A 14134-nucleotide genomic window follows, 5' to 3' on the forward strand; every position below is an offset into this window, starting at 1 on the left:
GTGAGCAAACGCTGAAAGCGACAGCGGTGAAGAACACCAGCGGCATCATCAGCAGCCAGGACACTCTGGGCCTGGACGTGGCCAGCCTCGACAATAGCAGCGGCAATACCGCTTCGATGGCCAGCGCGAAAAAACCCTTCATGTCGCAGCTGCCCAGTCCTACCCAGCGACCGTCGACCTCCGTCAGCTTGAGAGGATCGGTCTTCCACAGCGCGGCGTCATACGGCACGGTATCGCTATGGCCGGCCAACACCAGGCCACCGGGGCCCGTGCCAAAACTGGCGAGCAGGTTGAACTTGCCGGGGCTGACGGGCTGAATGTCGATGGCGAAGCCCAGGTCGCCCAGCCAGCCGGCGAGCAGGTCGATCACCGGACGGTTGCTCTGGTCGAGAGACGCTTGGGTGCAACTGACCGACGGCGTGGCAATCAAGGCGGCGAATTGCTCTTTCATGGACGGTAACGGCATGCGCAGTCTCCCTACTTCCCGGATGAACCTCACTATAGAGGCATCTGCACGACACAATAAACCGTTGCGGCGCGTTGCCGGGCTCAGTCCTGTACACTGCACGACCTTGGCAGCCACTCTTTTTCCCGGCTGCGCTCCCGATCCTGGATTTTCCGGCCATGCAGAAAGAAACCGAAATCAAGCTCCGCGTCAGCCGCGAAACACTCGCCGCGCTACGTGAGCACCCGCTACTGAAAAAACGCAACAAAAGTGGCTGGGAACGCCGTGAGTTGATGAACCAGTACTTCGACACCCCCGAGCGCGATCTGGCCCAGGCCAAAGTCGCCCTGCGTTTACGCAAGGACGGTGACACCGTGATCCAGACCCTCAAGACCCGCGGCCAAAGCGTCGCCGGCTTGTCGGAGCGTAACGAGTACAACTGGGAACTGCCCAAAGCCAAGCTCGACGTGAAAAAACTCGACGGCGAATGCTGGCCCGAGGAACTCGCCGAGCTGGACAAAAAGACCCTCAAGCCGATCTTCACCACCGACTTCGTGCGCGAACGCGCCGAAATCGCCTGGGGCCGGGGCAAGACCAAGGTGGTGATCGAAGCCGCACTGGACCTGGGCCACGTGGTGGTCGGCAAGCAGAAAGAAGAAATCTGCGAGCTGGAATTGGAACTGCGCGAAGGTGAACCGGCCGCCCTGCTGGAACTGGCCGCCGAACTGGCCGCGACCCTGGCGCTGATGCCATGTGACATCAGCAAGGCCGAACGCGGCTACCGCCTGTATGACGCCAGCAGCTATTCCCTGAGCCTGCCGGCGCCGCAATTGCACGCCGAAATGCCGCTGGACGATGCCTTCGCCGCGATCATGTGGCACCTGCTGGGCAGCAGCCAGCGCCTGGCCGAGCAATACCGTTTCAATGGCCACTGGCGCCTGCTGCAAGAGTGGGTCGACAACCTCGGCGAACTGCGCGCCCTGCTCGGCAGCCTCGGCCAGGCCGCGCCGCGTCAATCCACCAGCGAACTGCGCAGCACACTGGACGCGTTGCTGGAAGACTGGCGCCCGCTGGTCCAGGCCGGTGACGACGATGAAGACATTCGCAAAGCCGCGCCGGAGCAATTCGCCGAAGAATTGACCGACGTGCGCTGGGGCCTGTTCTCGCTGAACACCTCCCGCTGGTTGCTGAACCGCACCTGGACCGCCGACCGCAACGTGCGCGGCAACCGTCAGGGTGCTGCGCAAATCACCAACTGGCTGCCGCGCCTGCTGGCCGAAGATGCCGTCGCCCTGCAACTGCCGCGCTATCAGCAACAGCCGGAAGACCTGGCCGAGCAACTGCCGCGCATCGAACGCATCCAGGCCTGGCTGCACCATGCACGCCAGGTGGTAGACATCCCGGAACTCGACCGCCTGTACGGTGAGCTGAACAAGTTGGTGCAACTGGCCAACCAGCCGATCACCGATGAATCGCTGGATGCACGCATGCACCAGGCGATTGCGGTGTATCAGAACCGTGCCTGGAAGACCCTGCTGCGTCTGTAACCCCCGCTTTCGAAAGCAACCCCTCCCACATTTGGAATGCATTTCAATGTGGGAGGGAGCTTGCCCCCGATGAGGCCAGCCCTGTCAGCCCAATACTGGCAGGCTAGTGGTGGACTTGATCTCCGACAACGCCACGATCGAGTTGACCTCCTGAATCCCCGGCACCATCGACAACTTCTCGAAGAAAAACCGCTCATACGCCTCGATATCCGACGTGACGATGCGCAGCAGAAAATCCACCGCCCCCATCAGCACATAACACTCCAAGACTTCGGGAAACCCACGGATCGCCTCGGTGAACTCGGTGAAGTTGGAGCGCCCGTGGGCATTGAGTTTGACCTCGGCAAAAATCTGCGTATTGAGGCCGATCTTCTTGCGGTCCAGCAGCGTGACCTGGCCGCGGATCACGCCCTCCTCCTTCAGCCGCTGGATTCTCCGCCAGCATGGCGATTGAGACAGGCCGACCTGCTCGGCGATCTGCGCGCTGGAGAGCGAGGCGTCCTCTTGCAGCAGGGCCAGGATACGGCGGTCGTAGACGTCCAGCTCGCTGCGCATAGAAATACCTATAACTGTGGTTATCTTGAATTGATTTATGCATTTTTCGACGAATCAGGCTCATCTTAGATAAGAAATCTCCGCTGGCGAATGTAAAAATTTCTTCAGTCAAATCTGGAGAGTCAGCATGCACGCCGTCGAAACCACCTACCCCGCTACCCGCGTCGATGCGTGGGCCGTCAATAGCGCCCATTGTCAGGCCCATTACCAGATCGTCACCGAGGCCGAACCCGACGTGCTGTGCCGGGTGCTCAACTATTTCGCGCTGCAGTTCCTGACGCCCCGGCAGGTGGTTGTGAATCGCCAGGATGACTTGCTGACCCTCGATATCGTGATCGATGGCCTGAGCTGGCACCGCGCCCAGGTGATCGGTGAAAAGATTCGAAACCTGATCAGCGTGTGCTCGCTGGAGATGTGGGCGGCTGATTCCGTGCGGCCTCAGGCGGTGGTCGCAGGCGCCCGGTAAAAGCCTGCAATACACACTGAGAGGCAGCGGATCAGAGGCTGACTAGCCTGGGATTACACCCGGCGCCCCCCAGGAAAACCTCAATGCCTGTTGATCAGCGATTGGAATTGCACACGTTGTTACCGGCCCTGGTCGAACAAGGCATGGTCACATTCGATGTGGCTCAGCGCTTGTCGACGCTGGCGCCCGCACCTAACCAGCATCCCCTGGAGTGCATCGCGGCCCAGGGGCCTTGCCTGGAAACCCTGACGCAATGGCTGGCGCAGCGTAGCGGGCAACCTTACCTGCGTATCGACCCGCTGAAGATCGATGTGGCGACGCTGGTGCCGTTGATGTCCCACGCGTTCGCCCAGCGCCACGGCATTCTTGCGGTGGCCGTGGATGCGCAGAGCATCACAGTCGCCAGCGCCGAGCCGTATGTCAGCGCCTGGGAAGCCGGGCTGGCGCAGGTGCTCAAGCGCTCGATCAAGCGCGTGGTCGCCAACCCCCAGGCCATCCAGCGCTGCATCGGGGAGTTTTACCGATTGGCGAAGTCGGTCAGCGGCGCCGATCAAACAACGCCGGCGCCGGGCCATTTCGACCTGCTCAACCTCGGGGCCGGCGACCAGGCGCCGGATGCCAACGACGCGCATATCGTCAATATCGTCGACTGGCTGTTGCAGTACGCGTTCGGCCAACGGGCCAGCGATATCCATATCGAGCCGTGTCGCGACCAGGGCCGCGTGCGTTTTCGCATCGATGGGCTGCTGCATGACGTCTATCAGTTTCCGCCCCAGGTCACGATGGCGGTGGTCAGCCGCCTGAAAAGCCTGGGCCGGATGAACGTGGCGGAAAAACGCAAGCCGCAGGACGGGCGGGTCAAGACCAAAACCCCGGCGGGCGCGGAGGTTGAATTGCGCCTTTCAACTTTGCCCACGGTGTTTGGCGAGAAACTGGTGATGCGGATTTTCGACCCCCAGGTACTGCTCAGGGACTTCGACCAGCTTGGCCTCTCGGCCCAGGACCAGGAGCGCTGGCACAACCTGACCCGCCAGACCCACGGCATCATCCTGGTCACCGGCCCCACCGGCTCCGGCAAGACCAGCACCCTCTATGCCACCCTCAAGCGCCTGGCGAGCCGTGAGCTCAACCTGTGTACGGTGGAAGATCCGATCGAGATGATCGAACCGGCGTTCAACCAGATGCAGGTGCAGCACAATATCGACCTGACCTTCGCCAGTGGCATCCGCGCACTGCTGCGCCAAGACCCGGACATCATCATGATCGGCGAGATTCGCGACCAGGAAACCGCCGAGATGGCGATCCAGGCCGCGTTGACCGGGCACCTGGTGCTGTCGACCCTGCACACCAACGATGCGCCGAGTGCGATCAGCCGTTTGCAGGAACTGGGAATTGCTCATTATTTGATCAAGGCCACATTATTGGGCGTGATGGCGCAGCGCCTGGTGCGACTCTTGTGTCCCGACTGCAAACGCACGACGAGCGGCAAGCACACCGCAGCGACCGGGTGCGCAGAGTGTCGTGACAGCGGTTATCGCGGGCGCGCCGGGGTCTACGAAATCATGGTGCTGGACGACGCGCTCAAGTCGTTGATCACCCCTGGTACCGACGTGCAGGCCTTGCGCCAGGCGGCGCTCCGGCAAGGTATGGGCAGCCTGCGAATGGCCGGCATGCACAGGGTTGAAGCTGGGCTGACCAGCCTGGCGGAAGTCTTACGGGTCACGCCTGGGGATTCAGAAACAAATCCGTTGGCTGTCGGGCGGTGAAATCCTTCTTATCGCAGACAACCCCGCTACAATCGGCCGAACGTCGTTTTACTGACATCTTCAGATAGGGAATCGCTATGCAGATCGGAACCGTACTGCTTCTTTTCGTGGGATTGGCCATCGCCATCCTGTTCATGGGCTTCAAAGTCGTGCCCCAGGGCTATCAGTGGACAGTCGAACGCTTTGGCCGCTACACCAACACGCTCAAGCCCGGCCTCAACATCATCATCCCGGTCATGGACCGCATCGGTCGCAAGATCAACGTGATGGAAAGCGTGCTGGATATCCCGCCGCAGGAAGTGATTACCGCCGACAACGCCACCGTGCAGATCGATGCCGTGTGCTTCTTCCAGGTGGTCAACACCGCCCAGGCCGCTTATGAGGTGAACAACCTCGAACATGCCATCCGCAACCTGTTGCAGACCAATATCCGTACCGTACTCGGCTCCATGGAACTGGATGCGATGCTCAGCCAGCGTGACGGCATCAACGAAAAACTGCTGCGCACCGTCGACGAAGCCACGGCGCCGTGGGGTATCAAGATCACCCGGATCGAGATCAAGGACATCAGCCCACCTGCGGACCTGATGGCCGCCATGTCGGGCCAGATGAAAGCCGAGCGGATCAAGCGTGCACAGATCCTCGAAGCCGAAGGCCTGCGGGCGTCGGCGATCCTGACCGCCGAAGGCAAAAAGCAGGCGCAGATCCTCGAAGCCGAAGGCGGACGTCAAGCTGCGTTCCTGGAGTCCGAAGCCCGCGAGCGTCAAGCCGAGGCAGAGGCCCGCGCCACCCAAGTCGTGTCCGAAGCGATCGCCACCGGTAACGTGCAGGCCATCAACTACTTCGTCGCACAGAAATACATCGACGCGCTGGGCAAACTGGCTTCCGCCAACAACAGCAAGGTGATCCTCATGCCGCTGGAAGCCAGCCAGGTGATCGGCGCTGTGGGCGGTATCGGCGAAATCGTCAAAGCGACTTTCGACAACAAGAAAGGCTGAGGCCATCGCCATGTGGGAGTTCCTGCAGCATTTATCGTTTTGGGATTGGCTGGCGCTGGGGACAGTGTTGCTGATTCTGGAGGTGTTCGGCGCAGGTGGTTACCTGTTGTGGATGGGTATTGCCGCCGCTGCCGTGGGCGTGATCAAGTTCCTGGTGCCGCCGCTCGGGCTGGAATGGCAACTGCTGCTGTTCGCGGTATTGTCGATATTGACGGCTGTGTACTGGTGGAAACGCCAGCGCAGCAGCGCCAAGGCCAGCGACCAACCAGGGCTCAACGAGCGGGGGTCGGAGCTGATCGGCCACACGTTTATCGTGCATCAGGCGATTGTGGATGGCCGCGGCAAGATAAAAGTCGGTGACGGCGTGTGGATGGTGACCGGACCGGACACCCCCGTAGGCGCTCATGTACGCGTGATTGCACAGGATGGGACGACTTTGCAGGTTGAAACTGTTTAGTCAGTGATGGAACTCGATTGGGCTAACTACAATCATAGAGTACAGATAACCCACCCGGAGTCACCCGCCATGCGTCTCAAATATGCTGTCGCCACCCTCGCCGTGCTTTCCCTACCTGTCGGTTCAGCCATGGCCGACAGCTTCTGGCGCAATGTCATCTCGTCGGGCGCCACGACCGGCTCGACGTACCTGACCTTCAAGGACCACAAGCTGGTGGTTGCCGCCCAAGACGACGCAGGCAGCTTTGTTGCCAGCGACGGCGGCATCCGCGGCCCGTACCTGGAAGCCGCCATGCAGAAAGTCCGCGCCGACAACCCTGGCCTCCAAGCCACGGATATGGAATTGGCCAACGCCATCCTCGCGAAAAACGCTGTCACCGAGTAATACTCGGCCCAAAAAGAATGCCGCTTCTCAGCGGCATTTTTTTTGATCATTTCCTACAGTCATCGCCCCTGGGCACTACGCAAAAAGTCTATTTTTTCCAGCCGCTGGCAGAGAAATCCTGTCGAGCCCTCAAGGGCCAGGCAACAAGCTAAGGATTCCTTTTCCATCAAGCGAATTCCTTCCATGCAAAAACTCGCCTACGCGCTGCTGCTCTCCGCGTTCTTTACCCCCCATGCCCACGCTGAAAACTGGTACGGGTCGTTGAAGCTCAACCACGCCCGCCAGAATCTCTCCAGCGCTCTGCTGACCAGCCCACGCGTCACCGAACGGGTGGAGGCGCCCGATAGCAGCAAGTCCATCGTCGCCTCTTTCGCCACAGGTTATGCCTTTGCCGATGGCTGGCGCCTGGAAGGGGAATACACCATGCCGAAGAGTTCGGCCTTCAAATCCTACTGGGCGCCCTTCAATGCCAACGTCAACAACCTGCAGGTCCATAGCCAGCGCTTGATGCTCAATGGCTACAAGGACATCCCGATCAATGATTGGCTGTCGTTTTACGGCATGGCCGGGGTGGGGGTGGCGCGGATTAGCGCCGAGGGCTACCAAACCAACGAGACCCGGCGTTTTGCCAGTAACCGCCAGCACAATTTCGCCTACAGCGTCGGCATGGGGCTGGAGGCCAAGATCAGCGAACAACTCACCCTCGGCGCCGGCTATCGCTATATCGCCATGGGCGATGTGGAAACGGGCTACAACACCTTCGCCAACCGCGTGAACGCACGGGATGAGCAGCTCAAAGGTAAGCTCAAAGAGCAGAATATGTTTCTGGAAGCGCGCGTTTCCTTCTGACTCGCAGCAGAAAATGCCGCTCTCAACGCGGCATTTTCCCCGTTTGGGTGACGTTTCATTCACAGATGACAGGCTATATTCAGTCAAGCCGTGCAACCATGCCGGTACTGATATGCCTTCTCTCATCGTCTACCGAAACGGATGCCTTCGCCGTCATGAGCCAACAGCCTTTTCTGCCATTTTCCAAACCTACCATTGATGAAGCCACCATCTCGGCGGTCGGTGATGTACTGCGTTCGGGCTGGATCACCAGCGGGCCGAAAGTGCAGGCGTTCGAAGCGCAGTTGTCGGAATACTTTGGCGGGCGACCGGTACGCACCTTCAACTCGGGCACCTGCACAATGGAGATTGCCTTGCGCATCGCCGGTATCGGGCCGGGCGATGAAGTCATCACCACGCCGATCTCCTGGGTCGCCACGGCCAACGTGATTCTGGAAGTCGGCGCCACGCCGGTGTTTGCCGATATCGACCCGGTGACCCGCAATATCGACCTGGCCCAGGTCGAAGCGGCCATTACCCCGCGCACCAAAGCGATCATCCCGGTGTACCTGGCCGGCCTGCCCGTGGATATGCCGATGCTTTACGCACTGGCCAACAAGTACAACCTGCGTATCGTTGAGGATGCCGCCCAGGCCCTGGGTTCGAGCTGGGACGGTGAGCGGATCGGCGCCACCGGCGACTTCGTGTCGTTCAGCTTCCAGGCGAACAAGAACATCACCTCTTCCGAGGGCGGTTGCCTGGTGTTGAACAACGCCGACGAAGCACGCCTGGCAGAGAAGTACCGCTTGCAGGGCGTCACCCGCACCGGCTTCGACGGCCTGGACGTGGATGTCCTGGGCGGCAAGTTCAACATGACCGACATCGCCGCCGCCATCGGCCTGGGGCAATTTGCCCATATCCAGGAGATCACCGCCCATCGCCAGAACCTGGCGCGGCACTACTTCAAGTGCTTCGGCAGTGATTTTGAAGAGCAATACGGTGCACAACTGCCACCGGCAGATTTCGAAAACAGCAACTGGCACCTGTTCCAACTGGTCCTGCCGGAGCGCCAGGACGGTCTGCCCGCCCGTGCCACATTCATGGAGCAGATGCAGGCCCGCGGCGTCGGCATTGGCTATCACTACCCGCCGATCCACCTGTTGAGCCTGTATCGGGCACAGGGTTTCAAGGAAGGCATGTTCCCGGTGGCGGAGCGTGTTGGGCGTTTGATTGTGTCGTTGCCGATGTTCACGGCGATGACAGAGGCGGATGTGGAACGCTCGGTGGCGGCAGTGAAGGCCGTGCTGAAGCGCTGAAAACCTGTTGCAGGAGCCGGGTGACCGGCTCCTGCAGCGGAATCACTCGCCGATGGCGGCCTTGTAGGCGGCGGCATCGAGCAGTTTGGCCAGGTCGGCGTCAACGCTGCTTGGCTTGAGCTTGAAGATCCAGGCGCCGTAAGGGTCGGTGTTCAGCAACTCAGGGCTGCCACCCAGTTCGTCGTTAACCGCAATCACTTTGCCAGCAACTGGCGAGTAGATATCAGAAGCCGCTTTAACCGACTCCACGACACCCGCCGTTTCACCCGCCGCAAACACTTTGCCGACTTCGGCCAACTCTACAAACACCACATCACCCAAGGCTTCCTGGGCATGGTCGGAGATCCCGACGGTGACAGTGCCGTCGGCTTCCAAACGGGCCCATTCGTGACTTTCGGCAAAACGCAGGTCGGCAGGGATATCGCTCATAGTCTGTGTCCTCAAGAAGAAATGTCAGCGGCCATTGGCCTGCCGGAATAGTTAGATCAAGGTTTTACCATGGCGCACGAAGGTCGGTTTGACCACTCGAACCGGATACCACTTGCCGCGGATTTCCACTTCGGCCCGATCGGCGGTCGCCGTCGGTACACGCGCCAAAGCAATGGATTTACTCAGCGTAGGAGAGAAACTACCACTGGTGATCTCCCCTTCGCCAACATTGGCGATGCGAACCACCTGGTGAGCGCGTAAAACCCCACGCTCTTCCAGCACCAAACCGACCAATTTGGTCTGCACACCGGCCGCCAGTTCGGCTTCCAGCGCGGCGCGGCCGATGAAACGGCGCTCGGCCGGTTCCCAGGCAATGCTCCAGGCCATGTTGGCCGCCAGGGGCGAAACGTCCTGGTGGATATCCTGGCCATACAGGTTCATGCCGGCTTCCAGGCGCAGGGTGTCACGGGCGCCGAGGCCGATGGGTGAAATACCCGCGCCCACCAGATCGTTGAAAAAGCCCGGGGCCTGATCGGCCGGCAGGACAATTTCCAAGCCGTCTTCGCCGGTGTAGCCGGTACGAGCGATAAACCAATCGCCGTCGGCCTGACCTTCGAAGGGCTTTAGCTGGTGGATCAGGATGCCACGCGACTGAGTCACCAGCTCGGCGATTTTCTGCCGGGCGTGGGGGCCCTGAATAGCGAGCATGGACAGTTCAGAACGCTCGTGCAGTTGCACCTGATAAGTGCCCAACTGCGCCTGCATCCAGGCCATGTCCTGGTCGCGGGTGGCGGCGTTGACCACCAGACGATAACCGGCGTCGGTGCGGTAGACGATCATGTCGTCCACCACCCCGCCGTGCTCATTGAGCATGGCGCTGTACAACGCACGGCCGCAGCCATGCAAACGGTCGACGTCATTGGCCAGCAGGTACTGGAGCCATTCCTTGGCCTGGGGGCCGGTGACATCGATCACGGTCATATGAGATACATCGAACACCCCGCAGTCGCGTCGCACCTGATGGTGTTCTTCCACTTGCGAGCCATAGTGCAGAGGCATATCCCAACCGCCAAAATCGACCATTTTCGCGCCGAGGGCGAGATGCAGGTCATACAGAGGCGTGCGCTGTCCCATGGGTTTCTCCTTCCGGGCTTGGCGAAGGTACGCAGGGCTGCGGGATGGGCTGAACACCTTGAATTAAAAGGCCTGCCGCCACATCCAACGAGCCGGTCCGAAACACGGAGCGTACCGAATGCCGCGCATTGTAGCCTCAAGCCGTAGGACTGGCACCTAACCGATTTGTCGTGCGGAGCGTCGTATCAGTCCAACCACTGGCAACAGGCCGACCAGCACCAAGGTCAAGGCCGGTAACGAAGCCCGTGCCCACTCCCCTTCACTGGTCATCTCAAAGATCCGCACCGCCAGGGTGTCCCAGCCAAACGGGCGCATCAGCAGGGTCGCCGGCATTTCCTTGAGCACGTCGACGAACACCAGCAACGCGGCGCTCAGGGTGCCCGGCAGCAACAACGGAAGATACACTTTGCAAAACAGTCGTGGGCCGCTCACCCCAAGGCTGCGCGCCGCTTCGGGCAACGATGGGCGAATACGCGCCAGGCTGTTTTCCAGCGGCCCGTAAGCCACCGCCAGGAAGCGCACCAGATACGCCAGCACCAATGCCGCCAAGCTGCCCAGCAACAAGGGCTTGCCCGCGCCACCGATCCAGCCCGACAACGGCACCACCAGCTCACGGTCCAGGTAGCTGAACGCCAACATGATCGACACCGCCAGTACCGAGCCCGGCAAGGCATATCCGACGTTGGCCAGGCTGATGCCAGAGCGAATCGCCCGGGTCGGCGCCAGGCGGTTGGCGAAGGCCAGGATCAGGGCGACGCTGACGGTGACCAGCGCCGCAATACCGCCCAGGTAGAGGGTGTGGACGATCAGGCCCGTATAGCGCTCGTCCAGGTCGAAGCGGCCGCGCTGCCAGAACCAGGCGACCAGTTGCAGCATCGGAATGACAAAGGCACAGGCAAACACCAGTCCGCACCAACCACTCGCCGCCGCCGCCTTCAACCCGCGCAGGTGATACAACGCCTTGGCGCGCGGCCGCTCATTGCTCGGCCGACTGGCACCGCGGGCACGACGCTCGCCGTACAGCACCAGCATCACCACCAGCAGCAACAGGCTGGCCAGTTGGGCCGCGCTGGACAGGCTGAAAAAGCCGTACCAGGTCTTGTAGATGGCGGTGGTGAAGGTATCGAAGTTGAACACCGAGACCGCACCGAAATCCGCCAAGGTCTCCATCAACGCCAGGGCCACCCCGGCGCCAATCGCCGGCCGCGCCATGGGCATGGCCACGCGCCAGAAGGCTTGCCAGGGCGATTGCCCCAGCACGCGCGCCGCTTCCATCAGGCCCTTGCCCTGGGCCAGGAACGCCGTGCGCGCCAGCAAATAAACGTAGGGATAGAACACCAGCACCAACACGATGACCACCCCACCGGTGGAACGCACGCGGGGCAGGCGCAAGCCGCTGCCGAATGCTTCACGCAGCAGGGTTTGCACCGGCCCCGAGAAGTCCAGCAGGCCGACAAACACAAACGCCAGCACATACGCCGGGATCGCGAACGGCAACATCAGCGCCCAATCGAGCCAGCGCCGCCCGGGAAATTCGCAGAGGCTGGTCAGCCACGCCAGGCTCACACCCAACAGGGTCACACCGACGCCAACGCCGAGCACCAGGGTCAAGGTATTGCCCAACAAGCGCGGCATCTGGGTTTCCCACAGGTGGGACCAGATTTGCGCATCGATACTTTGCCAGGACAGCAACAGCACGCTCAGCGGAAGCAGTACCAGAGCTGCGACGCTGAAGACCGGCAGGTACCAGCGGCGTTGGGCGGGGTGGGCCAAGAGCAAATTCCCTGGGAATGGATGATCTACAGACAACAGTGTGGGAGGGGGCTTGCTCCCGATAGCGCAGTGCCAGTCACCTCATCAGTGACTGACCGACCGCCATCGGGAGCAAGCCCCCTCCCACAGACACATTCAGTTCCAGCCGGCCCGATCCATCAAGCGAATCGCCTCGGCCTGGCGCTTGCCCGCCACTTCCACCGGCAAGGTGTCCGCCACGAACTTGCCCCAACTGGCCACTTCAGCCGACGGCGCCACCACCGGGTTGGCCGGGAACTCCTGGTTCACGTCGGCAAAAATCTTCTGCGCCTCAGGCGTGGTCATCCATTCCACCAGCGCCTTGGCCGCTTCGGGGTGCGGCGCGTACTTGGTCAGGCCGATGCCGGACAGGTTCACATGCACGCCACGGTCGCCCTGGTTCGGCCAGAACAGCTTCACCGCCAGGTTCGGCTTCTGCTTGTGCAGGCGGCCGTAGTAGTAAGTGTTGACGATGCCCACGTCGCACTGCCCGGCGTTGATCGCTTCGAGCACGGCGATGTCGTCGGAGAACACATCGGTGGACAGGTTATTGACCCAGCCCTTGACGATTTCTTCGGTCTTGGTCGCGCCATGGGTTTCGATCAGGGTGGCGGTCAGCGACTGGTTGTAGACCTTTTTCGCCGTGCGCAGGCACAGGCGGCCTTCCCATTGTTTGTCGGCCAGGGCTTCGTAGGTGGTCAGCTCGCCGGGCTTCACCCGGGCGGTGGAGTAGGCGAGGGTCCGCGCACGCAGGCTCAAACCGGTCCAGGCATGGGCGGACGAGCGGTATTGCAGCGGAATATTGGCGTCGATCACCTTGGAGGTGAACGGTTGCAGGATGCCCATCTGCTCGGCCTGCCAGAGGTTGCCGGCGTCCACGGTGAGCAGCAGGTCGGCGGTAGCGTTTTCGCCCTCGGCCTTGATGCGCTGCATCAGCGGGGCTTCCTTGTCGGTGATGAACTTCACCTGCACCCCGGTTTTCTGGGTGTAGGCATCGAACACCGGCTTGATCAGTTCGTCGATGCGCGAGGAGTAGACCACGACTTCATCGGCCGCCTGCGCGGTGGTGCTGCCGATGAGGGTGAGTGCCAGGGCAGTCAGGAGGCGCTTGGGTGCCGACATGGGTGCGGTCTCTCGTGGACAAAAGAGTACAAATGATAAGGACTCACATTTAGCATCTCAATCAATCACTCGAGTGAGGCGTTACGAGATGTTGCGAAGCCGCCTTCGGCAGTGCGACGTATCGCCTCATCGCGGGCAAGCCCGGACTGCCGGGTGTGTCAGGGTTTGGCCAGTTCCGGCAGATCCCCGGTCAAGCCAAGGGCCTGGCGCACGAAGATCGCCTTGGCTTCCGGCATCTGGTCGACCACCTTCAAGCCCGCATTGCGCAGCCAACGCAACGGCAGTTGATCGGCCTGGAACAAGCGCTCGAAACCTTCCATCGCCGCCATCAGCGCCAGGTTATGCGGCATGCGCCGGCGCTCGTAACGGCTCAGCACTTTCACATCCGCCAGGCGCTCACCACGTTCGGTCGCCGATAACAGCACCTCGGCCAGCACGGCCGCGTCGAGAAAGCCCAGGTTCACGCCCTGCCCCGCCAACGGGTGGATCACATGGGCCGCGTCACCGATCAACGCCAGGCCTTCGGCCACATAACGTTTGGCGTGGCGTTGGCGCAATGGCACGCACACGCGCGGGTCGGCGCTGAGCACCGTGCCCAGCCGCCCTTCGAAGGCGCGCTCCAGCTCACGGCAGAAGTGTTCATCATCCAACGCCATCAGGCGTGCGGACTCAGTCGGCGTGGTCGACCAGACGATCGAACACCAGTCCTCCTGCCCATCGCGCACCAGTGGCAAAAACGCCAGCGGGCCGGTGTCGGTAAAGCGTTGCCAGGCTGTGCGCTGGTGCGGTTGGCTGCTGCGCACGCTGGTGACGATAGCGTTATGCAGGTAATCCCATTCGCGGGTCGCGGTGCCGGTCAAACGGCGCACGGCGGAGTTGGCGCCATCGGCCGCGAC

General features: G+C 61.4%; 14 protein-coding genes and 1 pseudogene. 8 read left to right on the forward strand and 7 right to left on the reverse strand.

Annotation, left to right across the window (positions count from 1 at the left end; genetic code table 11):
- Nucleotides 1-94 precede the first annotated feature (94 nt).
- A pseudogene (locus tag L9Z73_RS14135) lies at nt 95-466 on the reverse strand (M20/M25/M40 family metallo-hydrolase); the annotation flags it as partial.
- Nucleotides 467-624: 158 nt separating this feature from the next.
- On the opposite strand from L9Z73_RS14135, the gene L9Z73_RS14140 reads away from it, so the two are divergent.
- Entirely contained in the window at nt 625-1992 is a 1368-nt protein-coding gene (locus L9Z73_RS14140) for an inorganic triphosphatase (protein ID WP_247401905.1), read from the forward strand.
- An 84-nt stretch (nt 1993-2076) separates the two neighbouring features.
- Here L9Z73_RS14140 and L9Z73_RS14145 read toward each other — a convergent pair whose 3' ends face one another.
- Entirely contained in the window at nt 2077-2547 is a 471-nt protein-coding gene (locus L9Z73_RS14145) for an Lrp/AsnC family transcriptional regulator (protein WP_247401907.1), read from the reverse strand.
- A 127-nt stretch (nt 2548-2674) separates the two neighbouring features.
- Here L9Z73_RS14145 and L9Z73_RS14150 point away from each other — a divergent pair, with 127 nt between their 5' ends.
- From L9Z73_RS14150 to L9Z73_RS14180, 7 genes are all read left to right on the forward strand, one after another.
- Entirely contained in the window at nt 2675-3013 is a 339-nt protein-coding gene (locus tag L9Z73_RS14150; RefSeq protein ID WP_247401910.1) for a hypothetical protein, read from the forward strand.
- An 83-nt stretch (nt 3014-3096) separates the two neighbouring features.
- Nucleotides 3097-4779, forward strand: coding sequence for a GspE/PulE family protein (locus L9Z73_RS14155; protein WP_247401913.1), 1683 nt, complete (start codon nt 3097-3099; stop codon nt 4777-4779).
- A 77-nt stretch (nt 4780-4856) separates the two neighbouring features.
- Nucleotides 4857-5777 carry an SPFH domain-containing protein gene (locus L9Z73_RS14160; protein WP_046381704.1) on the forward strand — a complete coding sequence of 307 codons (921 nt, stop codon included), beginning with the start codon at nt 4857-4859 and terminating at the stop codon, nt 5775-5777.
- 10 nt (nt 5778-5787) lie between these two features.
- Nucleotides 5788-6234, forward strand: coding sequence for an NfeD family protein (locus L9Z73_RS14165; protein ID WP_247401916.1), 447 nt, complete (start codon nt 5788-5790; stop codon nt 6232-6234).
- Between the two features lie 69 nt (nt 6235-6303).
- Nucleotides 6304-6618, forward strand: a complete 315-nt coding sequence (locus L9Z73_RS14170) for a DUF2388 domain-containing protein (protein ID WP_003176799.1) — start codon at nt 6304-6306, stop codon at nt 6616-6618.
- Between the two features lie 183 nt (nt 6619-6801).
- A complete protein-coding gene (locus L9Z73_RS14175; protein WP_247401919.1) occupies nt 6802-7467 on the forward strand; it encodes an outer membrane protein in 666 nt (221 codons plus the stop codon).
- Nucleotides 7468-7622: 155 nt separating this feature from the next.
- Nucleotides 7623-8762: a DegT/DnrJ/EryC1/StrS family aminotransferase gene (locus L9Z73_RS14180; RefSeq protein WP_247401921.1), complete on the forward strand. Its 1140-nt coding sequence runs from the start codon at nt 7623-7625 to the stop codon at nt 8760-8762.
- Nucleotides 8763-8804: 42 nt separating this feature from the next.
- On the opposite strand, the gene gcvH is transcribed toward L9Z73_RS14180, so the two are convergent.
- From gcvH to L9Z73_RS14205, 5 genes are all read right to left on the reverse strand, one after another.
- On the reverse strand, nt 8805-9191 hold the full coding sequence (gene gcvH / locus L9Z73_RS14185) for a glycine cleavage system protein GcvH (protein WP_247401923.1): 387 nt from the start codon (nt 9189-9191) through the stop codon (nt 8805-8807).
- A 51-nt stretch (nt 9192-9242) separates the two neighbouring features.
- Complete coding sequence (gene gcvT / locus L9Z73_RS14190) at nt 9243-10325, reverse strand: glycine cleavage system aminomethyltransferase GcvT (RefSeq protein ID WP_247401925.1); 1083 nt, start codon at nt 10323-10325, stop codon at nt 9243-9245.
- Nucleotides 10326-10481: 156 nt separating this feature from the next.
- The gene (locus L9Z73_RS14195) at nt 10482-12098 is read right to left on the reverse strand and encodes an ABC transporter permease (protein WP_247401928.1); all 1617 of its coding nucleotides are present in this window, start codon (nt 12096-12098) and stop codon (nt 10482-10484) included.
- 135 nt (nt 12099-12233) lie between these two features.
- The gene (locus L9Z73_RS14200) at nt 12234-13238 is read right to left on the reverse strand and encodes an extracellular solute-binding protein (RefSeq protein WP_247401930.1); all 1005 of its coding nucleotides are present in this window, start codon (nt 13236-13238) and stop codon (nt 12234-12236) included.
- A 158-nt stretch (nt 13239-13396) separates the two neighbouring features.
- Nucleotides 13397-14134, reverse strand: a 738-nt coding sequence (locus L9Z73_RS14205) for an FAD-dependent monooxygenase (protein WP_247401932.1), incomplete at its 5' end; no start/stop codon positions are given.

The organism is Pseudomonas emilianonis (genome assembly GCF_023072625.1).
Classification (GTDB): domain Bacteria; phylum Pseudomonadota; class Gammaproteobacteria; order Pseudomonadales; family Pseudomonadaceae; genus Aquipseudomonas; species Aquipseudomonas paraveronii.

Excerpts from the sequence above, each read along its gene's own strand:
- L9Z73_RS14140 (WP_247401905.1), top strand. The coding sequence starts at position 625 with ATGCAGAAAGAAACCGAAATCAAGCTCCGCGTCAGCCGCGAAACACTC.
- L9Z73_RS14200 (WP_247401930.1), bottom strand. The coding sequence starts at position 13,238 with ATGTCGGCACCCAAGCGCCTCCTGACTGCCCTGGCACTCACCCTCATC.
- L9Z73_RS14155 (WP_247401913.1), top strand. The coding sequence starts at position 3,097 with ATGCCTGTTGATCAGCGATTGGAATTGCACACGTTGTTACCGGCCCTG.
- L9Z73_RS14170 (WP_003176799.1), top strand. The coding sequence starts at position 6,304 with ATGCGTCTCAAATATGCTGTCGCCACCCTCGCCGTGCTTTCCCTACCT.
- L9Z73_RS14150 (WP_247401910.1), top strand. The coding sequence starts at position 2,675 with ATGCACGCCGTCGAAACCACCTACCCCGCTACCCGCGTCGATGCGTGG.
- gcvH (WP_247401923.1), bottom strand. The coding sequence starts at position 9,191 with ATGAGCGATATCCCTGCCGACCTGCGTTTTGCCGAAAGTCACGAATGG.
- L9Z73_RS14160 (WP_046381704.1), top strand. The coding sequence starts at position 4,857 with ATGCAGATCGGAACCGTACTGCTTCTTTTCGTGGGATTGGCCATCGCC.
- L9Z73_RS14175 (WP_247401919.1), top strand. The coding sequence starts at position 6,802 with ATGCAAAAACTCGCCTACGCGCTGCTGCTCTCCGCGTTCTTTACCCCC.
- L9Z73_RS14165 (WP_247401916.1), top strand. The coding sequence starts at position 5,788 with ATGTGGGAGTTCCTGCAGCATTTATCGTTTTGGGATTGGCTGGCGCTG.
- gcvT (WP_247401925.1), bottom strand. The coding sequence starts at position 10,325 with ATGGGACAGCGCACGCCTCTGTATGACCTGCATCTCGCCCTCGGCGCG.
- L9Z73_RS14180 (WP_247401921.1), top strand. The coding sequence starts at position 7,623 with ATGAGCCAACAGCCTTTTCTGCCATTTTCCAAACCTACCATTGATGAA.
- L9Z73_RS14145 (WP_247401907.1), bottom strand. The coding sequence starts at position 2,547 with ATGCGCAGCGAGCTGGACGTCTACGACCGCCGTATCCTGGCCCTGCTG.